This window comes from Undibacterium sp. Di27W, from assembly GCF_049340345.1.
Taxonomy (GTDB): domain Bacteria; phylum Pseudomonadota; class Gammaproteobacteria; order Burkholderiales; family Burkholderiaceae_D; genus Undibacterium.
In genome coordinates, this window is record NZ_JBMPOS010000009.1 from 182,438 (window position 1) to 204,510 (window position 22,073).

Annotated in this window: 21 protein-coding genes and 1 pseudogene; 13 read left to right on the forward strand and 9 right to left on the reverse strand. The window is 50.8% G+C overall.

Annotated features, from left to right (window positions below; translation table 11 throughout):
• The first annotated feature begins 601 nt into the window (after positions 1–601).
• The 3 genes from ACO0LF_RS18925 to ACO0LF_RS18935 all read left to right on the forward strand — a co-directional run bounded on the left by ACO0LF_RS18925 (position 602) and on the right by ACO0LF_RS18935 (position 6,433).
• Positions 602–2,587, forward strand: coding sequence for a methyl-accepting chemotaxis protein (locus ACO0LF_RS18925; RefSeq protein WP_423016774.1), 1,986 nt, complete (start codon positions 602–604; stop codon positions 2,585–2,587).
• Between the two features lie 375 nt (positions 2,588–2,962).
• On the forward strand, positions 2,963–3,958 hold the full coding sequence (locus ACO0LF_RS18930; protein ID WP_423016776.1) for a substrate-binding domain-containing protein: 996 nt from the start codon (positions 2,963–2,965) through the stop codon (positions 3,956–3,958).
• Between the two features lie 12 nt (positions 3,959–3,970).
• Positions 3,971–6,433 carry an ATP-binding protein gene (locus tag ACO0LF_RS18935; protein ID WP_423016778.1) on the forward strand — a complete coding sequence of 821 codons (2,463 nt, stop codon included), beginning with the start codon at positions 3,971–3,973 and terminating at the stop codon, positions 6,431–6,433.
• 6 nt (positions 6,434–6,439) lie between these two features.
• Here the strand turns inward: ACO0LF_RS18935 and ACO0LF_RS18940 are convergent, their stop codons facing one another.
• A complete protein-coding gene (locus tag ACO0LF_RS18940) occupies positions 6,440–6,823 on the reverse strand; it encodes a lysozyme inhibitor LprI family protein (protein ID WP_423016780.1) in 384 nt (127 codons plus the stop codon).
• Between the two features lie 956 nt (positions 6,824–7,779).
• On the opposite strand from ACO0LF_RS18940, the gene ACO0LF_RS18945 reads away from it, so the two are divergent.
• Entirely contained in the window at positions 7,780–8,064 is a 285-nt protein-coding gene (locus tag ACO0LF_RS18945) for a hypothetical protein (RefSeq protein ID WP_423016782.1), read from the forward strand.
• 73 nt (positions 8,065–8,137) lie between these two features.
• Here ACO0LF_RS18945 and ACO0LF_RS18950 read toward each other — a convergent pair whose 3' ends face one another.
• Both ACO0LF_RS18950 and ACO0LF_RS18955 read right to left on the reverse strand, forming a co-directional pair.
• Entirely contained in the window at positions 8,138–9,271 is a 1,134-nt protein-coding gene (locus tag ACO0LF_RS18950; RefSeq protein ID WP_423016784.1) for an NADH:flavin oxidoreductase, read from the reverse strand.
• A 1-nt stretch (position 9,272) separates the two neighbouring features.
• Complete coding sequence (locus ACO0LF_RS18955; protein WP_423016786.1) at positions 9,273–9,668, reverse strand: RidA family protein; 396 nt, start codon at positions 9,666–9,668, stop codon at positions 9,273–9,275.
• A 164-nt stretch (positions 9,669–9,832) separates the two neighbouring features.
• On the opposite strand from ACO0LF_RS18955, the gene ACO0LF_RS18960 reads away from it, so the two are divergent.
• Positions 9,833–10,708: a LysR substrate-binding domain-containing protein gene (locus tag ACO0LF_RS18960; protein WP_423016788.1), complete on the forward strand. Its 876-nt coding sequence runs from the start codon at positions 9,833–9,835 to the stop codon at positions 10,706–10,708.
• Positions 10,709–10,797: 89 nt separating this feature from the next.
• Here the strand turns inward: ACO0LF_RS18960 and ACO0LF_RS18965 are convergent, their stop codons facing one another.
• On the reverse strand, positions 10,798–11,298 hold the full coding sequence (locus ACO0LF_RS18965) for an HAD family hydrolase (RefSeq protein WP_423016790.1): 501 nt from the start codon (positions 11,296–11,298) through the stop codon (positions 10,798–10,800).
• Positions 11,299–11,603: 305 nt separating this feature from the next.
• Between ACO0LF_RS18965 and ACO0LF_RS18970 the strand changes: the two genes are divergently transcribed.
• The 3 genes from ACO0LF_RS18970 (at position 11,604) to ACO0LF_RS18980 (ending at position 13,990) form a co-directional block, all read left to right on the forward strand.
• On the forward strand, positions 11,604–11,846 hold the full coding sequence (locus ACO0LF_RS18970) for a hypothetical protein (protein ID WP_423016792.1): 243 nt from the start codon (positions 11,604–11,606) through the stop codon (positions 11,844–11,846).
• 63 nt (positions 11,847–11,909) lie between these two features.
• A complete protein-coding gene (locus ACO0LF_RS18975) occupies positions 11,910–12,554 on the forward strand; it encodes a hypothetical protein (RefSeq protein WP_423016794.1) in 645 nt (214 codons plus the stop codon).
• Between the two features lie 218 nt (positions 12,555–12,772).
• Positions 12,773–13,990, forward strand: a complete 1,218-nt coding sequence (locus tag ACO0LF_RS18980) for a chromate transporter (protein ID WP_423016796.1) — start codon at positions 12,773–12,775, stop codon at positions 13,988–13,990.
• A 73-nt stretch (positions 13,991–14,063) separates the two neighbouring features.
• Here the strand turns inward: ACO0LF_RS18980 and ACO0LF_RS18985 are convergent, their stop codons facing one another.
• Positions 14,064–14,372 carry a hypothetical protein gene (locus ACO0LF_RS18985; RefSeq protein WP_423016798.1) on the reverse strand — a complete coding sequence of 103 codons (309 nt, stop codon included), beginning with the start codon at positions 14,370–14,372 and terminating at the stop codon, positions 14,064–14,066.
• Positions 14,373–14,765: 393 nt separating this feature from the next.
• On the opposite strand from ACO0LF_RS18985, the gene ACO0LF_RS18990 reads away from it, so the two are divergent.
• Positions 14,766–16,202 carry a DUF4214 domain-containing protein gene (locus tag ACO0LF_RS18990; protein WP_423016800.1) on the forward strand — a complete coding sequence of 479 codons (1,437 nt, stop codon included), beginning with the start codon at positions 14,766–14,768 and terminating at the stop codon, positions 16,200–16,202.
• Between the two features lie 89 nt (positions 16,203–16,291).
• Here the strand turns inward: ACO0LF_RS18990 and ACO0LF_RS18995 are convergent.
• Positions 16,292–16,402 (reverse strand): annotated as a pseudogene (locus ACO0LF_RS18995) (DUF6434 domain-containing protein); the annotation flags it as partial.
• A 248-nt stretch (positions 16,403–16,650) separates the two neighbouring features.
• On the opposite strand from ACO0LF_RS18995, the gene ACO0LF_RS19000 reads away from it, so the two are divergent.
• A complete protein-coding gene (locus ACO0LF_RS19000; protein WP_423016802.1) occupies positions 16,651–18,141 on the forward strand; it encodes a DUF4214 domain-containing protein in 1,491 nt (496 codons plus the stop codon).
• A gap of 100 nt (positions 18,142–18,241) precedes the next feature.
• Here ACO0LF_RS19000 and ACO0LF_RS19005 read toward each other — a convergent pair whose 3' ends face one another.
• Together ACO0LF_RS19005 and ACO0LF_RS19010 are read right to left on the reverse strand one after the other, a co-directional pair.
• The gene (locus ACO0LF_RS19005; protein WP_423016804.1) at positions 18,242–18,460 is read right to left on the reverse strand and encodes a DUF6434 domain-containing protein; all 219 of its coding nucleotides are present in this window, start codon (positions 18,458–18,460) and stop codon (positions 18,242–18,244) included.
• A 34-nt stretch (positions 18,461–18,494) separates the two neighbouring features.
• Positions 18,495–19,274 (reverse strand): metallophosphoesterase, encoded by a 780-nt coding sequence (locus tag ACO0LF_RS19010; RefSeq protein WP_423016806.1) that lies wholly within the window; start codon positions 19,272–19,274, stop codon positions 18,495–18,497.
• A 249-nt stretch (positions 19,275–19,523) separates the two neighbouring features.
• Here ACO0LF_RS19010 and ACO0LF_RS19015 point away from each other — a divergent pair, with 249 nt between their 5' ends.
• The 3 genes from ACO0LF_RS19015 to ACO0LF_RS19025 are packed head-to-tail and all read left to right on the forward strand — an operon-like array spanning position 19,524 to position 21,929.
• Entirely contained in the window at positions 19,524–20,108 is a 585-nt protein-coding gene (locus tag ACO0LF_RS19015; protein WP_423016808.1) for a hypothetical protein, read from the forward strand.
• 41 nt (positions 20,109–20,149) lie between these two features.
• Positions 20,150–21,091: a hypothetical protein gene (locus tag ACO0LF_RS19020; RefSeq protein ID WP_423016810.1), complete on the forward strand. Its 942-nt coding sequence runs from the start codon at positions 20,150–20,152 to the stop codon at positions 21,089–21,091.
• On the forward strand, positions 21,084–21,929 hold the full coding sequence (locus tag ACO0LF_RS19025) for a hypothetical protein (protein WP_423016812.1): 846 nt from the start codon (positions 21,084–21,086) through the stop codon (positions 21,927–21,929). The genes ACO0LF_RS19020 and ACO0LF_RS19025 overlap by 8 nt, the downstream gene beginning before the upstream one ends.
• Here the strand turns inward: ACO0LF_RS19025 and ACO0LF_RS19030 are convergent.
• Positions 21,920–22,069, reverse strand: a complete 150-nt coding sequence (locus tag ACO0LF_RS19030) for a hypothetical protein (RefSeq protein ID WP_423016814.1) — start codon at positions 22,067–22,069, stop codon at positions 21,920–21,922. The two genes, ACO0LF_RS19025 and ACO0LF_RS19030, sit on opposite strands and share 10 nt — an antisense overlap.
• Between the last annotated feature and the right edge of the window lie 4 nt (positions 22,070–22,073).

Sequence of the window (22,073 nt, forward strand, 5' to 3'; positions counted from 1 at the left end):
CAGCTTTTTGTTCAGGTGCAGCATCAACAAACGCTGTTAAGCCAGGTTAGAGCTGGCATTGTGTCTTTTGGGCTTGCATGAACTCTGGCCATGGCCAGAGGTAATCACTCACTCGTGCTTAACTTAAGATACCAGTGCATAAACAAGAAATCAAAGCCTATGCAGCAAATGACGTAATCCATGAAGAAAATTAACAATTGCAACAGAGCCACTTTTTACTGCGTTGCGGTAATTATATGGATTACATATCTGTAATACATCGGCTTTGTAGTGCTGTGGGCTGAGGTTTTGAGCCAGTGTTTGCTGAATTCATTGGTATGTGGCAACGTGGTTATATTACAACTCGAACAAATGCTTATTTCTCATTGCGCGCAATGCGCCTGGGCATTTTCACAGTTAATGTATTGCAACAGGTGAATGTTAGTTTGTAAAGTAGCTATATTTACCTCATCATGAAATGGGTGCTATCCTGCAAGAGTTCGCGTTTTAGACTATCCTGCCCGACTTTTAGAAATTTACGCAAAATTGCCCCAACCAGGAGTTGCAACACATTTGGGGCGGTTTTCCATGAGTTTCATTTATCAAGTATTGGAGAACTGGTATGTTTTTTTCGTCACTGCGTAGAAGGCTCATCAGCATTTGTGTGACCATAGTAGTGATAGCCATGTTGTCCATGGTGATAGCGAATTTCTTCACCACCCGCTCGCGTACCATGGATGCGCTCAATAGCCAGTTATTGCAATTGTCTGAAAGCCATGCGACTGCGATTACTGAGTGGGTCAAGTCCAAGCAGGCGGCGGTTGCTTCACTCAAACTGGCAGCAGAATTGCCTGAACCGCTGGGTGCACTCAAGGCGGGTGAGCAGGCAGGTGTGTTTGACATGGCCTATATAGGCTTTGCCGACAAGCATGCGGTGTTTTCGCAAGAACGCAAACGCGCAGCTGATTATGACCCTACCGCAAGACCCTGGTATATCAAGGCTACCGAGGCAGGCGGCCCCATCATCACCACGCCTTATATCGGTGCCAGCACTGGCAAACTGGTGGTCACCTTTGCTGACCCCATAGGCCCCAAGGGCAGCATCACAGCGGTAGCAGCAGCCGATGTCATGCTTGATGCTGTCACCAGCAATGTCGCCTCCATCAAGCCTACTCCTGCCAGCTATGCATTCCTGCTTGACGGCAGCGGCAAGATCATCGCCCACCCCAATGAAAAGCTGACACTCAAACCCCTGAGTGAGCTGGACACCAAGCTGAGTACCGAGATGCTGACTGCTACCGAGGCTTCCAAGACCAGTAGCAGCATCCATTTGAATGGGCGTGAAGGTATGCTCTTTGTCACCAGAATCGCTGGCACTGACTGGCTGCTGGCCACCGTGCTGGACCGTGCCGAGGCTACCCAGGCCCTGTCTGCCATGCTGACGGCATCAGCAGTGACCGCCATCATCGTGGTAGCGCTGGCTGCTCTGGTATTGACCGCCCTGGTCGCCCGCGCCCTGAAGCGCCTGGAACTGGTGCGCGACGCCATGGCCGACATCGCCACTGGTGAAGGTGACCTGACCCGCCGTCTGGCGGCTGATGGCACGGATGAACTGGCGCAAATTAGCGAGGCCTTTAACCGCTTTGTCGACAAGATTGCCGCCGTGCTGATAGACATACGCGCCACCAGCGGTTCGGTCAGGCTGGCCTCAGGCGAGATCGCTGCAGGCAATGCTGATTTATCTGCCCGCACTGAAAGCCAGGCCAGCTCACTCGAAGAAACCGCCTCGTCGATGGAAGAGCTGACTTCCACCGTCAGGCAAAATGCCGACAATGCGCGTCAGGCCAATCAGTTGGCGGCTTCTGCTGCCACAGTGGCAGGCAAGGGTGGCCAGGTAGTGTCGCAAGTGGTCAATACCATGGTGTCGATCAAGGACAGTTCCAGCAAAATCGTCGATATCATCAGCGTGATTGATGGCATCGCCTTCCAGACCAATATCCTGGCCCTGAATGCGGCGGTAGAGGCCGCTCGCGCCGGTGAGCAAGGGCGTGGCTTTGCCGTGGTGGCATCCGAGGTGCGCAACCTGGCACAGCGCTCGGCCACGGCGGCCAAAGAAATCAAGTCCCTCATCGATGACTCGGTAGGCAAGGTTGACTCAGGTGCGCGCCTGGTTGATGAAGCAGGCCAGACCATGGGCGAGATCGTCACCTCAGTGAAACAGGTGGCTGACATCATGAGTGAAATCACCGCCGCCAGCCAGGAGCAAAGTTCAGGCATAGAAGAAGTCAACCGCGCCGTCACCCAGATGGATGAAATGACGCAGCAAAATGCCGCCCTGGTAGAAGAAGCTGCCGCTGCTGCCGAGAGTCTGCAAGAACAGGCAGAGCATTTGTCGCACATCATCAGCATGTTCAAGCTCGATGATGGCCGGCAGCCAGTTGCGCCTGTTGACAGTGCCCACAAAGCGCCCCGGGCTTCCAGTACGGTGATGAAGGCAAAACCAGCCGCAGCAAGAATCGCCGCGGCGACTAAAGTCAGCAAGCCAGCCACGACAAATACTGGCAGCAAAAAGGCACAAAGCGCAACGGATGAGTGGGAAGAATTTTAAGACAGCTAGCTAGCCGCACCAGAGGGGAGTGGAGATGGACAGACACACTACTGTCATGCCGCCGTCATGGCGCATGACTATGCTGTTGGCTGAACATACTCCTCCTCGGTGTTGGTATTGTGCTCCCTATGCATAGTATTGCATCTTATGTTCTTCAGCAGCCTCAGGGCTGCTTTTTTTATAAGAACTTTGTAGCAAAAGACCTGAGCAAAGGATTGCTAATCTAGCTTGTACCCATGATTGACAAAAGTTCACAAATGCATACCGCCCCCCGCTGTGTATGCTTGGTTTAGGATAAGCTGGTAACCAGGTTTATTGCGCGAATGAGCAGCTCAGGACACTGGGGGTCTTGCCTGCAAAAAAACAGGAGGTATCATGCGTCCATGTCGATTGCTGTTGACCATCGTGGCAACCCTGTCCACTTTATTGCTGCTGGCTTGCCAGGATGAGGTGGGCAAGAACAAGGCAAACCCTGCAGCAAACTCTACCCTCACTGCTTCTGCCAAAGGCAAGCCCATCACCAGCATTGCCCTGGTGATGAAGACCCTGACCAATCCCTACTACATACAGATGGAGCAAGGCGCCCGTCGTGCCGCCAAGGAATATGGGGTAGAGCTGCTGGTCAAGACGGGGGCGCAGGAAACCTCGATAGAACAGCAAATACAGATAGTCGATGAGTTGATACAAAACAAGGTGGCGGCCATCGTGATTGCGCCTGGTGATTCAAAACGCCTGGTGCCCATCCTGAAAAAAGCCCAGGACCAGGGCATCGTCATCATTGACGTTGACAACCGCCTGGATGCACCCACCATGCAAAGCCAGGGCATGCAAAACGTACCTTTTGTTGGCGTGGATAATGAAAAAGCCAGTTTTGAATCCGTCAAATATGCGGTAGACCAGATCAAGAAACCCACTGCAGTCGCCATCCTCGAAGGCATACGCAGCACAGAAAACTCGCGCCTGCGTGTGCAGGGGGCCGAGCAGGCTTTTGCCAGCAACAAGTTCATCAAACTGGTGGCCAAGGAATCTGCCAGCTGGAAAATTGATGAAGGGCGGGATGTCAGCAAGCGCCTGCTGGCTGAGCACCCCGAGATCAGTCTCTTGTATTGCGCCAACGACATGATGGCCCTGGGTGCCATTAAATACTTGCAGGATAGTGGTAAGACAGATGTTGCCGTGATTGGCTATGATGCGCTGGAAGAGGCCGTCATCGCCATCCGGCAGGGCCGTTTGCTGGCGACGGTAGACCAAAGTGCGGCTGAGCAGGGTTATGTTGGCATCATGCTGGCATTTCGCCGTCTCAAGGGCGATCAGGTGCCACCTGCAACGATCATCAAGACACGTCTGGTGACCGCAGACAGTTTGAAATAAACGAGTCAGACCTTGAAGATCAAGCCGAATATCACCATCAAGTTGATAGCCTATCTGCTCATTGTCAGCGTCTTGCCCCTGCTGGCGTATGCGGTTATTTCTTTTGACATGGTCAAGCGCACCATGCTGGACATGGCCAGTGGCTATAGTGCGCAACTGGTGAGCAACCAGCGTGATTATCTCTTGCTGCAAACCGGCCAGATAGAAAGCCTGGCCGCCCGCATCGCCAGCATAGAAGAGATAGGCACAGCGATTGCCAATATCGATGCCGCCCAAAAAAGCGAGCGCAATTCTTATGATGAATTATCTGCCCAGGTTGGCATACGCCAGAGCCTGAATGCCTACACCAATCTCAAGGGCCTGGTGTCGATTGATTTGTTTACTGCCAAAGGCAATCGTTTTTATGTCGGTGACACCCTGACTGTGCCAGTCGTCAATGAAGCTCAGCGCCAGCGTATTTATGATGTGGCTGTCAAGTCATCGCAATCCCTGCTTTGGCTGGGGGTGGAAGATAATTTGAATACCGCATCCCCCTTGCGCAAGGTCTTGACGGCAGTCAAGGTGATACGCCGCTATTCAGAAGAAAAACAGGATTCGCAAGCAGTAGGCATGTTGCTCATCAATTATTCCACTGACTATCTGGCAGACAATTTTTCCCGGCTGGACCTGGGACGTGAAGCGTATCTGATGGTGACCGATGCCAAGGGGCGACTGGTCTACGCACCAGAGCATGCTGATATAGGCAAGACAGCACCGGCGGAGCTTGAAAACCTGCAAAAAATCAACCAGGTCAGCACCAGAAATACGAATAACACCAACAGCGGCAGTGTGCATCTGCAACTGGGGGAGCACAATGCCCTGGTCAATTATTCTTGCACGGCAGATGGTGCCTGGTGTGTGTTTGGTGTGATACCCAAGCAAACCCTGCTGGCGCCGGTTAATCGCATTGCCTTGTTGGCAACTATCGTCATGTTGATTTGCTTTGTAGTCATCACCCTGGCCGGGCGGCATTTTAAACGCAATATGGTGGCACCGGTCAAGGCGATTTCTGATGGTTTTCGGCACCTGCAAGAAAACAAATTCGATATCAGTAAGCCCTTGCCACTACCCGCTGGTAAGGATGAAATCACCGAACTGGTGGCATGGTTTAATGCCTTTCTCGAAACCCTGCAAATGCGCCAGCGTCATGAGCAGGAATTGATACAGAGCGAGTATAAATTTTCTGCCATCTTCCAGCTCTCACCGATGGCGCTGGCCTTGATACGAATAGAAAATGGCGAGTTCGTCGATGTCAATAACTTCTGGTTGCTGCAGTTTGGCTTTCAGCGTGAAGATGTGACGGGTAAAACCTCGCGTGACTTTCGTTTGTGGGTAGATTTGCGTGAGCGCGAAAAAATGGTGGCAGCCCTGCAAACCGCCAAGATACTGGACCGTTTTGAAGTACGACAAAGACGCAAGGACGGGCGCATCATCACTTGCGAGCTATTTGGTCGCCCGATAGAATTCCAGCATGAAATGCTTTACATTTTTTGCTGCGTCGATATCACCCGCCAGCGCGAAGTGGAACAGCAAATACGCGAGATCAACCAGGAACTTGAATCCAGAGTACATTCACGCACCATCACACTGGAACAAACCAATAGCGAACTGGCCGCAGCCATGAATACCCTGAACCGCACCAAAGATGAACTGGTGCGCTCAGAAAAAATGGCGGCACTGGGTGCACTGGTGGCAGGTATCGCCCATGAACTCAATACCCCGATAGGCAATAGCGTCACCGTCGCCAGTACCTTGCAGGATGAATCCAGTACCCTCAGGGCTGAACTGCAATCCGGCAAACTGCGTCGTACCACCATAGAATATTATCTGAGCACCATTACCACTGGCACTGAACTGCTGATGCGTAACCTGGGCAGTGCCCATGAATTGATCAGCAGCTTCAAGCAAGTCACGGTGGACCAGTCCAGCAACCAGCGCCGCCCCTTCATGCTCAAGGAAACCCTGGAAGAAATCATCGCCACCCTGGTGCCCATGTATAAAAAAACCGGGCATAGCATGCAGTGCGAACTGGCCAGCGGCATCATGATGGACAGTTACCCCGGCCCCCTGGGCCAGGTACTCACCAACTTTGTCACCAATGCCCTGTCACATGCCTTTGAAGGCCGCAGCAAGGGCCAGATGAAGCTGACAGCACGACCGCTCAAGACCGGGCTGGTCGAAATTATTTTCAGCGATGATGGCATAGGCATACCGGACGAACATCAGTCACGCGTCTTTGACCCTTTCTTCACCACCAAGCTGGGCAAGGGCGGCTCGGGCCTGGGCATGAGCATCGCCTATAACATCGTCACCAGCATACTGGGCGGGTCTATCAGCCTGCAATCAAAACTGGGCGAGGGCAGCAGCTTTATCCTGGTCCTGCCTTTGTGCGCGCCGGTGTTGCAGGCGGAGGCAGACCCAGAATCTCACGATTGAAACTGTTTAATTTTTCTCGTAGTCTTCCAGCTCTGCTATACGTTGTTTCGCACGCGCCTGCATGCAACTGATATGCATGACAGTACGTATGGTGCCGCTGATGTTCTTTTCATGGATGGCATCACAATCCGCTTCGCGGAACTTGATCCAAGCACGCTGGGCATTGATGAAGGTTTTTTTGATGTCAGCAAAATTGCCTTCAGAGGCATAGTCTTTTTCCATGCCTTTGAGTACGCGTTGATAGACCTGGTTCAATTTGGCTTCGACCTTTTGCTGCTCTATGGAAGCACACTCATTGATTTCCATGGTATTGGCGGCTTTGTTGCAGTCGAGTGCATAGGTGAAACTGCTGGCGCAGGCGAGGGTGAGGAGGATGATGAGGTGGCGCATGATGGGGCTCGTCAGGGTTAGATGAAGCTTGCTTTATTGTCTGGATTATAGTCTGAATTTTTGTATGTTACCGGGCTAAACAATCTCCAATTACCGTAACCGTCATTAACGTCATTCCACCGGCTGGCATTCCAGTGGCGTTCGTGGCAAGCTATTGTATTATCGTAGGTTGGGCTACGCCTTTTTAGCCCAACACTCGGCCTTCGATCTGCGTATTCAAAAAATAAATGAGATTTTCAAGTTCGCTTCTTACTCACCTGCGAGCAATATTTATGATTGCCGGCCGGTGGTAGACCGGCAGCTACTCCCTTTTCTTGCTCGCCAAGAAAAGGAAGCAAAAGAAGGCGACCCAGGCATAGCACTCCACTGCGTCGCTTGCAAGCGGCTTAGCTCGTAGGTTGGGCTACGCCTTTTTAGCCCAACACTCGGCCTTCGATCTGCGTATTCAAAAAATAAATGAGATTTTCAAGTTCGCTTCTTACTCACCTGCGAACAATATTTATGATTTCCGGCCGGTGGTAGACCGGCAGCTACTCCCTTTTCTTGCTCGCCAAGAAAAGGAAGCAAAAGAAGGCGACCCAGGCGTCGTCGCCCCCTGAAGGGAGTTCCCGTTTGTGCGATACATGGGAACTGCTAACGTCAAAAGCAGCAAACAACCGCAACCGCAACAGCTCGTAGGTTGGGCTACGCCTTTTTAGCCCAACACTCGGCCTTCGATCTACGTATTCAAAAAATAAATGAGATTTTCAAGTTCGCTTCTTACTCACCTGCGAACAATATTTATGATTGCCGGCCGTTGGTAGACCGGCAGCTACATCCCTTTTTGCGTCGCCAAAAAGGGATGCCAAAAAGGCGACCCAGGCGTAGCCGCCCCCTAAAGGGGGTTCCCGTTTATGCGGTACAAAAAATGGGAAAGTCCGAAAACTCGCCTGCGGCCTTGCTTTAGGAACATGCGCTTGCAAGCGCATGCCGTTACGCAGGCGTGCAGCGTGCTGCACGAAACCCCTGCTACACCTCAAACATCGGCCTTTCTCTTTCCATTTTCTGTGCCGCACAAACGGCGTCTACACATGGGAACTGCGAACGGCAAAAACAACGACAACCCCAAAGTCAAACCCAACATCAACATCAACATCAACATCAACATCAACATCAACATCAACATCAACATCAACAGCTTAGTCCTGGGTATGCATAAATCACAAACTTCGCTTACCTCAAAATCAATCAAGCCTTCATAGTTTGATTTTCTTGATCACTGCTTCATCAATCGCAAAGCCCATCTGCTCCTTAGCTATAGCGCTGGAACTTGTCTCAGCCAGCCATCAACACTGATGCCTGGTGCTCACGCTCTTTGCGGTGGCGAGCCTCGTTCTCAAGGTCTGCGATCGGGGACAGGATTCCGGGATCGAATTCATTGAGGGCTGCGCCGCGCAGTATGCGGGCTGGCCAGTCGGCATGGGTCAGCGCGCCGCGGCCTAGTGATATGAGATCGGCTTGGCTGCTCATTATCAAGTCGGCTGCGCGGGTGGGCTCATGCAGTGATCCATTGGCGATTACGGGGACGCCTGCATACTGTCTCGCCAAACTGGCCAGGCTGGGGCCGGTTCCGAAGGCGCTTTGCCATGCTTCAAACTCGGTCGTGTGGATATAGTCGATAGGCAGTTTTGCCAGTGTCCCGAAGATGATCGCTGCATCGTCTTCTGCATTGCGCCACTTGTGCGTAAAATCGTTGACCTTCCCTTGGGATATGCGCAGACCGATAGTGAACTCAGGGCCAACTGCCGCGCGTACGGCCTGCGTGACCTCGACGATCAGGCGCAGGCGGTGTTCTGTATCACCGCCGTAGCAGTCATCGCGCAGGTTGCTTCCTTCACTGAGGAATTGGTCTAACAGGTAGCCATTCGCCCCATGGATTTCGACGCCGTCGAAGCCCGCATGTTTTGCCCTTACCGCCGCGTCGGCAAAACCGCGGATCGCTTCCTCGATGTCTTCCTGGGTCATCGCGCGTGGCATGGGATAGTCGCCCTTGCCGCGATAGAAGCTCATCTGTTGTCCCTTGGGCCGTACCGTCGATGGGCCGACTGTGTCGCCGCGGTAAGGATTGCCTTGCGAGAGCGCACCAGCGTGCATCAGTTGCGCAATGATATGTGCGCCGTCTTGATGGACACCATCTATGACCTTGACCCAGGCATCGCGCTGGATGTCGTCGGACAGGCCGGGCTGGTTCAGGTAGCCTTGCGAGTACGCACGGTCTGTATAGATGCCCTCGCTGATGAGTAGCCCAAAACCACCCTGGGCGAAGGCTCTGTAATAGCGCGCCATGTGCGCCGTTGCGCAACCACTTTCAGTTGCGCTGACACGTGTCATGGGTGCTACTGCCAGGCGATTTTTAAGTGGCATGTGACCGATAAGCAGAGGTTCAAACAGGGTATTGGTAGCACTCATATCAGCTCCCGGCATGAGGTCGGACTGCGGCAATCGCCTCAATCTCTATCATGGCCGCAGGATCGTAGAGGGCCTTGATTTCGGCGATGGTATCGGCAGGATAGGGCGCGGTGAAAAACTGACGACGCAATTCCACGACTTCTTTGAAGTTGCCCATATCGGTCACGAAGATGGTGACCTTGACGACGTCTTCAAGGCTCGATCCACCGGCTTCAAGTGCGCGCCTGAGATTGGCAAACGCCTGCTGACTCTGGGCGCGGAAGCCACCGGAGACTATCTTGCCATCGTCGTCCGCGCCAGCCTGGCCGGAGACGAAGAGCAGGTTGCCGAATTTGATAGCCTGCGAAAGCAGATAGGGTTCGTAATTGTCTGGCTGGGTAATAATGCGTTCGAACATGATGTGTTCCTTTCGTAAAGGTAGGGGAGAGTGCCCGGCCTGTCAGGGCCGCAGCGAGAAGATAGGCCTGCGCCTTTACGTTGACAAACTCTTAATTGTCAGGCATAAGATGAGTTATTCTCATCTGTCATTTTTATCCCTTATTTTTATTGATCAGCGGCGCAATGCGACGACTCCCCTCACTCTCAGCGCTACGCGCATTTGAAGCGGCAGCCCGCCACGGCAGTTTCAAACAGGCTGCCAATGAACTTGCTGTCACGCCGACCGCGATCAGCCACCAGATTCGCCTGCTTGAGGAATACACTGGCCTGTGCCTGTTCGAGCGACAGGTGCGCAAAGTGGTGTTGACCGAGGCCGGGGTAGAGCTGTATCCAGTGCTGCGTGATGGTTTCAACGCCTTTGAATCGGCCCTGCAAGGGCTGGGAAAGCCACAGGCACGCCGCCGTGTCATCATTTCGACTACCAATGCCTTCATGGCACGCTGGTTAGCACCCCGGGTGACGGGTTTCCAAAAACTATATCCAGAAATCGACCTGGAGTTGCACGCATCTGATCGGGCAGTCGACCTGGGGTCTGAGTTGGCAGACATAGCGATACGTTATGGGAGGGGGCCGTATCCCGGCATGATCGCAGAGCCGCTGTTCACTGACAGCTTCGCGCCAGTGTCCAGCCCCACGCTCGGAGCAATAAGGCTGGCAGATCTGGCCCAGCTAAAGCTGATCGATTTCAAATGGACCCACGAGCACCCGCTCAACCCTACCTGGAAAAACTGGTTCAGCGCAGCAGATTTGCCCTGGAAGGCGCGTCAGGGTCAGCTGCTTTTTTCCGACGAAGGCCATGCCATCCAGGCAGCTCTGGCTGGCCAGGGTGTTGCCCTGTTGAGCCTTGAGCTGGTGGCAGATGACATCGCAGCAGGGCGCCTGGTCCAGCCCTTTGATATCAGCATACCCGGGCACACCTACCATCTCGTCAGGAGTGCAGGCCATCTGCCCAGGCCAGAAGTTGATTCGGCATTAGTATGGTTGCGCAGACAGACGTAGCGTCGCGAATGACTTTGCTCAGTCATGAGCTGGCCTTGCATTTTTGGATTCGCAAGCAAGGGTGGTGTGTATCGTGAACGTGCTTAATTTCAGGGGAGAGTATTTTTAAAATGCGCGATTAAATCCAGCAAGCCTGTATCACCTGGGTCACCAGTGTAGGGATGGATGGCCAAATGGTTTCTTGGTTGCCTGGCGATTTTTTCTGGGGAGTCATCGACCATTGTGATTTGCTCCAAGGTATAGCCTTGCCCCTGGATTTTTCTTAAATCTTTCATGTACACATAGCTATTGCTCCTGATATCAACGCGTTGCACACAGCGTTCAACCGACCAGGCAAACCGTATAGGGTAACGAGTACCAAATACTTGGGCTACAACAACATCCACATATGCTTGTGATGAAGATGACCATACTGCCAGATCAAAATCTGGCGCGAGCGCTACCAGCATTTCATCAAGAAATGGCCGTTGATAAACAAAGTAAGGCGGAAATGTGAATGCGGCAGGATGCCCCAATTCCATCAAGCTGGCATGAACCAGCGTTTCATCCAGATCAAAAACAATGAGTTGGCCTTGCTGTCGTTGGAGCATATTTTTGCTGATTTACATGGAAGATGAGTGGGCTTGGCAGTAGAGACTGTCTTGTAATAATTTTAAGCTATTGTTACGATTCCAGGTTTACGCTTTTGTTATTTTGATAGGTCTATGTTTCGCCACTATATAATTTCAACGTGTCATCGCTAGCTTCATATTAACGACTCTTGCAGAGTTCTTAATATTGGAAATGATCACCGCATTTAATTGATTTCACCCTTCATGGCGATATGTTTGAATCTATGTGAATGTTGAATTGAATTATATAAATATGGCTTTAAGTCGACCATTAGGTCAATTACATGAATACATCTAAACGAGAAAAAAGAACTTTTAGGAATCAACCAGGAAGTTTTTGGATAGGCGCTGGTATTGTTGCTGGAGCATTCACTACATTTCTGGAGTGGTTGATGCCGTTTGATTCTTGTTCAAACTTGATTGAGCGGATAGGCTGCCCCCCACCTGTATGGTTTTTGATTATTACCTACCTTCTTATTTATCTATTGATTGCCTGGATTGCTTATAAACTCGATCTAGGTGCTTAAGAACATGTTTACGATCTGTGATTGTCAAGCCAGCATCCGCTTTTGATGAGAAAGTAAATCCTTATGAAAGTGATGCATAGATTATTTTCTGACTTATATGGTCGACTGACAAAACGCAAAAATGCCTATCCCAGCTATACACCTATTGACGTAGTGAATGCGCCATACAGCGGACACGCTACGGTTTTGTCGATAAGCCTGCAGAATATCGATGTGCTTGCTGACAGCATGCAGCCATATGAGCTTGTTCAGTTTCTTTCAAAAGAAACTAACAGGCTTGTAAAATTAATTGAACAATGTCATGGGGTTCTTGCCTGTCAAATAGGTGGTCAAGTTCTTGCATACTGGAAAAATCCTGTATCGACATCATCGTCTATTCAAACTGAGTTGGCACTTGCCGCAGCCTTAAGCATGTTGAAAACATATGCTCCTTCGATAAATGTACGTCTTGTTCTTGCCAGTGAAAATATTTCGGTGAATTTCTTTGGTCCTCAGCGACAGTGTCAAATACGGGGTGCAGCCATCGTGTTGGCTGAGCAGTTAATGGCCGTTCCAAAAGAAAATTTTGTAAATCAAAGCCATTTACTTTTGCTATCTGCGCAAACCGTAACTCTGTTAAACATGGATGAGCCCCGGATGCGATTGATTCGACACTATCAAGATGGCAAAGATTTTTTCGAGTTAGTTGAAGATACGGCAGATTGTTAATACGCAGAAAAATTTGAGCTGTTAAACTAAATAAATTGCATGACTTGTAGATACCGTTGAGCAAGCTATCCTGCTTGTCTTGATGAGCAGTAGGCGGGATTGATCGCCATGACATTGTCAGGCGACTGGGTATCGCTGGCAACACTAGCTGCTGCCCGGTTTGCCAGTGCAGAAAAAACTGTAATCAGTCACACACCAGCACTGAAAGGATATCAGCCATGAGCCACAGCCAGATGGATGCAGAGCAGGAGGGCGTCGACACGTCGCAAAACACGCCCGCTTATACACTGTGGCAAATGGTGCTGTATATGCTGCGTTTGGGGGCGCTGGGTTTTGGTGGTCCTGTGGCTCTGGTTGCTTATATGCAGCGTGACCTGGTAGAGCAGCGGGGCTGGATTTCGCCTGCTGATTACAAGGAAGGTCTGGCGCTGGCGCAACTGGCACCGGGGCCGCTGGCGGCGCAGCTAGGTATTTATATGGGGTATGTGCATTACCGTATCAGAGGCGCGACGCTGGCGGGCATTGCCTTTGTGCTGCCTTCTTTTTTGATGGTGGTGGTACTGGGCTGGGCTTATGTCAGTTATGGAGGCCTGGCCTGGATGCAGGCGGTCTTTTATGGTGTGGGGGCTGCGGTGGTGGGCATCATCATCATGAGTACCAGGAAGCTCACGCAAAAAAGCATAGGCAAGGATAAATTGCTGTGGGCGATTTATCTCTTGCTGGCAACCCTGACCTTTATCACAGAGACAGAAATTGCCTGGCTGTTTATTGCCTCCGGTGTACTGGTCTGGCTACTGCGTGCGCCACCAGCATGGCTGAAATGGCGGGGTGGTGGCAAGCTGCATGGCCTGACACTGTTGCAATTTCCCGTCATAGGCAGCTTGCTGAGCACCCAGGATGCATCGCTGTTAACGCAGATCGCCATCTTCTTTGCCAAGGCTGGTGCTTTTGTATTTGGTTCTGGCCTGGCGATTGTGCCTTTTCTGTATGGCGGCGTGGTGACTGAGCATCACTGGTTGAGCGACAAGCAGTTTGTCGATGCCGTTGCAGTTGCCATGATCACGCCAGGGCCGGTGGTGATTACCGTTGGTTTTATTGGTTATCTGGTGGCAGGTTTGCCGGGTGCTGCTGTGGCCGCGTTGGCGACTTTTCTGCCCTGTTATTTGTTCACTGTTATCCCGGCACCTTATTTTAAAAAATACGGCAAGTTACCTGGCGTGATCGCTTTTGTCGATGGTATTACAGCAGCTGCCATAGGGGCGATTGCTGGTTCTGTACTGCTCATCGCCAAGCGCTCCATAGTGGATGTGCCAACCGCAATAATTGCGGTGCTCAGCATCGTCTTGTTGTGGAAATTCAAGAAATTACAGGAGCCTGTTATCATTGTGGCTGCAGCAGTTTTGGGCTTGCTCATTTATCCCTTGCTGCATTCATGACTGAGTCAAAGATGAGAGTCAAAGTGATGAGCGGTGGAGTTTTATACGGGCCGCTATTACTGCTCAAGCATGTTTACTTCACCTGCGTTGATGCCGGGCTTTTTTCAAACTGGGCATTGCCTACATATCTGAGATATTTGATATTGCCCTTGGCATCCGCCATCTGGTAATACTCCCCTACATGCAGGGTAGGCAGTTCATCGTTCAAGGCCAGCATTTTTTCTGCGGTGACGTAATGGACCGTGCCACTTTGCGCATCCAGTCGGTAGACTTTGCCATCCGAAGAGGTGACCAGTTGATAGCGGGCACTGGACCATCCACCTTCGCAGGCAGATAGGGTCAAGAGAAGTGTGATGACAATTAAGAGGCGACCCTGCTTCATGCGTACTCCTGGTTAATTTATATAGTGGTTTCTCTCTGCCGCGAATTTAACGCAGAAAAACATGGTGAAAATATAAACCAGTAATATTTAATTAGCAATGATATTTGTTAAATAATGTAAGTTTTCTTTGAGTGCGTGAAATGTGAAAGAGAAATTAAACAGTGATTTCAAGCTTGTTAATACTGTAGTTTTTTAACGGTTTTCATTGCGGGACCACAAATCATTCTGTAGCATTCGCCGGGTATTCTTGCGGCCCAAACTGCAAATTGTTTAAGCAGGGCAGAACTAATTGCTTAATTGCTTTTCTAACTATTTCCTTATTTTCCTGATTGCAACCTCATGGCAAACATCTCAATCAAGCTTTCGCAAAATGTTGTTACTACCACGTACCAAATGTTGCTCAAAAATCCGCCCACCAATGGTTCGGTTGGCAGTGTGTTTGATGCATTCTCAAAATTAGGTGCAATGTGGTCGAAAGATCATTCACTGTATTCTTCTGCTAACTTCAATGGTTATAGTTTGCAATTCGGCTTTCCTGATGGTGCGACATCCACATATAGCGGCGTTATCCTCAGTGACCCAAATGCGACACAAGGGTCGGCGACAGCGTCCAGTTCGCAGTTATTTAAAAGTGGCTCGGTGTCTTTGACACAAACTGGGCAGTATTTTTTTAACTATTCTCTTAATAGCGCAGGCGTGCTAACTATTAACAGTACAGGGGCACAGTCAACTAGTTTGTCAGTCGAGACGCTGATACCTAGCAACAGCCCTTCCTATGATCCTTTGCTTGGGAATGTAACCCTGTCTGCATTCGGTTCCATCAAGTCCGATCTCAATGCAAATAATTCTGGTACTGTTACCCGCATAATGTCCACCGCTGATAAATTCCTGGCATCAACTATCGTAGATGGCAGCTTCAACTACACTGGCAACTCTATCTCTGTCGGCAATGGTTTGAGCAAGTCTGTGGTGACAGGGACGATGACGGCAACAGACACTGCATATCGTGATGGTAGTTATTGGCGTTTGACGGGCGTTTCTGCGCCGCTTGCTGCCAGCCAGGTCGTGGATGAAAAACTGCTGGCAAATGAATCCCTGTTCGGCGGCGCTGACACCATCAATGTTGATTTGCCAGCCACTATGTATTCGGACTATCTGATCGCTTCTGGTGCAGGCAATGACTTGATCACCATCAATGGCGGTGGTGGCCGTTTGCACGTCAATGCTGGCAGCGGTAATGACATCATCAATGTAGGTACAGGCAACCATAATATTGATGGTGGCACAGGGCTTGATACGGTCGTCCTGGCCGGACAATCCAGTGCCTATACTGTCAAGCAAGTGGGTGCAGCTTATCAACTGCGCGTCAATGCCAGCGGTGACACAGATAATCTGAGCAATGTAGAGCGCATACAGTTTGCTGACAAGGCCATGGCGCTTGATATCAGTGGTACGGCAGGCCAGGCGTATCGTCTCTACCAGGCTGCCTTTGGCCGCAAGCCTGATCTGGAAGGTCTGGGTTACTGGATCAAGGACATGGACAAGGGGTCCAGCCTGACTACGGTTGCAGCCGGCTTCTTCCAGTCGCCTGAGTTTCAAAAGCTCTACGGTGTCAATCCATCCAACACCACCCTGATCACCAATTTCTACCAAAACGTCTTGCACCGCGCACCAGACCAGCCAGGTTTTGATTATTGGAATAACCAGTTAAGCAAGGGTGTCATCACTGCTGCTGGTGTACTCGCCAGTTTTTGTGAGAGTGCAGAGAACCAGGCGCAAGTCATAGGCTCCATACAAAACGGCATAGACTACAAAGTCTGGCTGGGTTGAGTTTGACGCTGTAGTCGTTTGAATTTCTGATTGCAGCCTGTATTGCCGCGTTTATCGCTGGTAATACAGGCTGAACAGTCAGCTTGATCTCAGCTGGCTTCATCCCCCGTGATCTTATGTTCTCCATTGCCTATCCAGGCCATGAAGTCGCAATCAAACTTGAAACCATCGCCACATTCCATAGTTAAAAAACGCCTGAAGTTCCGGGTGTTTTATAGCTTGCGTCAACAGGAGTTGCGCGTGAGTTTATACGACTGGGAAATTAAAAAGTACTTTTCATCTTGCTAAGATTTTAATTAAATGGCAGTTTTCATTGCGATCTAAAAAAGAATTCTGTAGCATTCGCCGGGTATTATTGCAGCCGCAAGCCGCGATGTAATGTGAGCAGGCTGAACTAATTGCCTATTCGCTTTTCTAACTATCTCTTCATTTTCCTGATTGCAACTCCATGGCAAACGTCTCTATCAAACTGTCGCAAAATGTTGTTACTACCATGTACCAGCAGTTGATCAAAAACCCGCCCACCAATGGCTCGCTTGGCAGTGTGTTTGATACGTTTTCAAAATTAGGTGCAATGTGGTCCAAGGATCATTCACTGTATTCTTCCGCTAACTTCAATGGTTATAGTTTGCAATTCGGCTTTCCTGATGGTGCGACATCCACATTTAGTGGTGTTGTGCTCAGTGACCCAAATGCGACACAAGGGTCGGCGACAGCGTCCAGTTCGCAGTTATTTAAAAGTGGCTCGGTGTCTTTGACACAAACTGGGCAGTATTTTTTTAACTATTCTCTTAATAGCGCAGGTGCGTTAACTATTAATAGTACCGGGGCACAGTCAACTAGTTTGTCAGTCAACACGCTGGTAGCTACCAACAATCCTGCCTATGATCCATTGTTTGGCAATGTATCCCTGTCTGCATTCGGTTCCATCAAGGCCGATCTCAATGGAAATAATTCTGGCACTGTTACCCGTATAATGTCGTCCGCTGATAAATTCCTGGCATCGGCCACCATAGACGGCAGCTTCAATTACACGGGTAACTCCATTTCTGTCGGCAATGGTTTGAGCAAGTCTGTGGTGACTGGCACAATGACGGCGTCAGACACAGAATATCGTGATGGCAGTTATACACGTTTGACGGGCTTTTCTGCCCCGATTTCTGCCGGTCAGATCATTGATGAAAAAATGCTGGCAAATGAATCCCTGTTCAGCGGTGCGGACGTCATCAATGTGGATTTGCCTGCCACCATGTATTCTGATTACCTCATCGCTTCTGGCGCGGGTGCAGACTTGATCACCATCAACGGCGGTGGTGGCCATTTGCACGTCAATGCAGGTAGCGGCAATGACGCCATCAATGTCGGCACGGGCAATCATAATATTGACGGTGGCACAGGCCTTGATACCGTCATCATGGCGGCACAAGCCAGTGCTTATACCGTGACGCAAGTGGGCGCGGCTTATCAATTGCGCGTGAATGCCAGTGGTGATGTCGATAATCTGAGCAATGTCGAGCGCATACAGTTTTTTGACAAGAGCCTGGCTCTGGATATCAGTGGCACGGCAGGTCAGGCATATCGCCTGTACCAGGCCGCCTTTGGCCGCAAGCCTGACCTTGAAGGCCTGGGTTACTGGATCAAGGACATGGACAAGGGTTCCAGCCTGACGACGGTGGCTGCTGGTTTTTTCCAGTCGCCTGAATTCCAGAAGCTGTATGGTGTCAATCCATCCAATAACACACTGATTACCAATTTTTACCAGAATGTCTTGCACCGCGCACCAGACCAGGCAGGCTTTGATTACTGGAACAATCAGTTAAGCAAGGGTGTCATCACTGCTGCTGGTGTACTCGCCAGCTTCTGTGAGAGTGCTGAGAACCAGGCGCAAGTCATAGGCACGATACAAAACGGCATAGAATTCAAACTCTGGCTGGGTTGAGTTTGACGCTGTAGTCGTCTGAATTCCTGATCTCAGTCTGTATTACCGCCTGCATTACTGCGTTTGCTGCTGGTAATACAGACTGAGCTGGATGCTTGTCTCAGCTGGCTTTGCCAGCACGCCGCCGGCGCCATTCATCGGCCACATCCCCCATGGTCTTGTGTTCGCCATTGCCTATCCAGGCCATGAAGTCGCGATCAAACTTGAAACCATCCCCACATTCCACTGTTAAAAATCGCCTGACGTTCTGCGTGTTTTTGTAGCTTGCGTCAACAGGCGTTGCGCGTGAGATTTCTATGCTGTGCCAATCTGTATTCATGAAGATATCCTGTGCTTGTTGATAGGGGCCTGCATCACAGTATGACCACCAAATCTGGATCAAAGTTCTCATTCTCGATCCTGCCATTATGCAGTGGATAACCACAGGGATTGCAGATCACACGGCATTTTCCCAGGTGGTAGTCAAAGCTTTCATGCATGTGACCGTGTATCCACAAGTCAGCCTTTTGCGCCAGTTCATCGAGTCGTGAGGCGAAGGCGGCGGATAGCAGGTCGTCGGCATAGCGCGCTGCCACTGATTGCATGGATGGTGCCATATGAGTGACGACGACGGTGCGGCCACTGAAGCTGGTATTGAGTCGTTGCTTGAGCCAGGATGTTTGTTGAAGATGAATTTTCTTGGTATCTGTTGGCAGGAGCTTGCGATAGCCTTGCTCTGCCAGGGTGATGCGCTGATAGTCAGGCATCAGGTCTTCTGCCTCCTTCAGGGTGTAGGGCAGTTCTGTTTGACCAAACAGACAAAAATCTGTCCATAGTGTCGCCCCCAGAAAACGGACATCACCTAGCTGGTATTCACTGGCATTGAGAAAGTGCACATTGTCAGTGGCTTCGCAGGCACTTGCGATATCAGCCTGCATGTCTTCCAGGTTTTTGCCATAGGCTTCGTGATTGCCATGCACATAGAGCACCGGGATACCAGCAAAGTGCTGTGCAGCCCAGCTCACCGCCTTGCTGCCCGCATGGATGTCACCGGCCAGTACCACAACATCAGGCTGGCTGATGGCTGGGTTGCCTAAGGGGGCAGTGTCACCCCAGGCTTCCAGGTGCAGGTCGGACAGGATTTGCAGGCGCATGGGGTAAAGTCTGATAATGGGCTATAGTAAGGGCATCCAATTTTGCAGCGATTCTTTTGCAGTGAATTCGACGCGCGGCTTTAGTTTACTGGAATTTCATGATGTTTGGATATTCGCTCAGATATCGGTTTTCTGGAAGAGGTTAGCCGAAGTGATGTTAGATGTCACTGAGCGTCACTGAGGTTTGTGCGCGTGCTTTAAGACGGTTAAAATCTCAGGCGATTTTGTAGATGGACGAAGGAATATTAGATGAATATCGTTGACTATTTTAATTTTGAAAACCAGCTCAATGCAGCATTCCCTCTGGCGCGCCCAGCAATAGTCTGGCCACAGGACAGGATAGGCTCTGAGGCAAAAGAGGTTTTTGCTGACTACAATTGGCGCGAAATAACAGGGCTTAGCCTGCGTCGTCTGGATTGCTGCCTCTCGCACAATTTGAAATTGTTTCCTTTACCTGCATTAGTGTATTACCTGCCAGCTTTTTTGAAGTTGGCTGCACTGGCGCTCTATTATGGCGGCGATCGTCATGATTATCCTGCAGAAGTTGCTGATGCTTTATTATTGCCTTTGGCTCCTGAGGTGGCAGACTTTAATGAGATCGGTCATGAATTGACTGACGGTGCATGGACTAGTTTTCAGCAAGGCAGGATGCCGCTCTATCAGGCAATGAATCAAGAACAGCGCGCCTGCGCGGCCCGCTATCTGGAAATCTACCGTGAGGACTTTGGTCAGAAGGGGGAGGGCCTGTATTTGAGCGAACGCGGCAAATTTATTTTCCAGTGCATGATCGATACCTGGAAGACAGGTGCCTTGCTGAACGATCCAGGATATTGATCAAAACCCTTAACTGAGAAGAACCGTGTATACGCGCATCCATGTCTGAACTCGTCATCCTGACCACTTATTTTAATCCCTGCCGCTATGCGTCGCGCAGGCAAAACTATGACATCTTCATGCAGGGCATGCGGGCTGCGGGGGTAACTTGCATTACCGTGGAATGTGCATTTGGTGATGCGCCGTTTGAGTTGCCTGCGGCTGTCGATGTCTTGCAATTGCGCTCAGCCACTTTGCTGTGGCAGAAGGAACGATTATTGAATCTGGCCGCATCATGGTTGCCTGCCAGTTGTCGTTATGTCGCCTGGCTGGATTGTGACATCATGTTTGAGAACAGGCACTGGGCCAAAGAGCTGGTGGCGGTATTGCAGCAATACCCGGTGGCGCAAGTCTGGCAAACTTGCTTGCGGCTGGAACAGGGCGGCGGCGTGGGGGCTGTCGCCGACCGTGTTACCTCATTTGCGACTGTCATGCAAGCCCAGCCAGCGACTTTGCATGCGGGGCGTTATGATACGCATGGGCATACTGGCTACGGCTGGGCCATGCGGCGTAGCCTGTTCGATAGCGTGGGTCTGTATGAAGCTGCTATATCGGGCAGTGCAGATCATTTCATGGCGCATGCGATTTATGGCGACTATAATTTTTGCATACAAAATGCCTTGAAGCATGACCAGGCCCAGATCGCCCACCTGCAAGCCTGGGGCCAACGGTTTTATCTGCAGGTGCAGGGGCAGCTGGGAGTGGTGAATGGTGAAATCCGTCACCTGTGGCATGGTGAAGTGGCACACAGGCGCTATTTTTTGCGCATGCATGAAATCACTGATCTGGGATTCAACCCCTGGACAGATTTGAGCATGCCTGCAGGCCAGCCGCTGGAATGGCATGCTGGCATGGGCAAGCCCGGTTTGCGTCAGTATTTTATCGATTATTTTGCTTCCCGCCGTGAAGATGGCGAAACTCATGAAAAGGTGCTCCATGCGTGAATCAAACCAGGATAAAGCGATAGCCGTCGTCGATACTGCCCTGCCGGACATGCAACTGGCTTTACAGGGTTTGCAAAATGCAGTGCAGGCCATGCAGGAAGAGATCGCCAGCCAGACCAGCTCACTGGAGCAATTGCAAGCACACAGGCGTCAGGTGCTGGAAAACCAGGTGGCGCGCCTGCTGCCTGACTTTTCTGGCGCTACGCTGGATACGCTGACGCAGGCTTGCCCTGGTTTTGTCGACGACATGGTGCGCGGCATTTTTAGCGACAATCGCAAGATACTGGGTTTGTTTACCAGGCCAGGTGCGGCTACGGCATTGACCACCTTGAGAATACGCCTGGCTTTTTTCCTGGATACCCGCAAGGGTGGAGATTTGCGCAGCCTGGATGAACAAATCACCCTGGCCAGTGAAGCAAAACAAAAGCTGGAAAAGTTGTACTACGAAACCCGGGCTGGCATACAAACCCTGGAAAAATACCAGGCCAGTGGCCAGCCCCTGCCCATGGAACTGCAAGTCTATATCCGCCAGTTGGCGGAGCGGGCGCGCCAGATTTCCAGGAGGGGCGGCGGGCCACAAATTGAGAATGCCAGCCCGGAATACGATAACAACTATCACACCAGCTATGACAATAACGCTTATCCCTGGCTGTATTTCAGTCATGACATAGGACAGATAGGGCAGGATTACAGCAATACGCCTGTAAGCTCAGGTACTGAAGTAAGCAAGCACAAGACGGAGACGATGCCAGCCACCGAAGCGTGCCCACCAGGCTCACAGGAGATTGCTGAAAACCTGGCCTGTCGTACCGATGACAGCCTGGGGGCTTATTCATAAACCCTGAGGATATTGAAAAAAATGCCCAGATCAGCAGAAATACGGGTGAATTTACCACGCTGTGCTTGAATAGAGGCCATCAAGCGGAGATTTTGATTGTCATCAAGGTCACGAATGCTAATATCATCATTGGCATCCAACCTC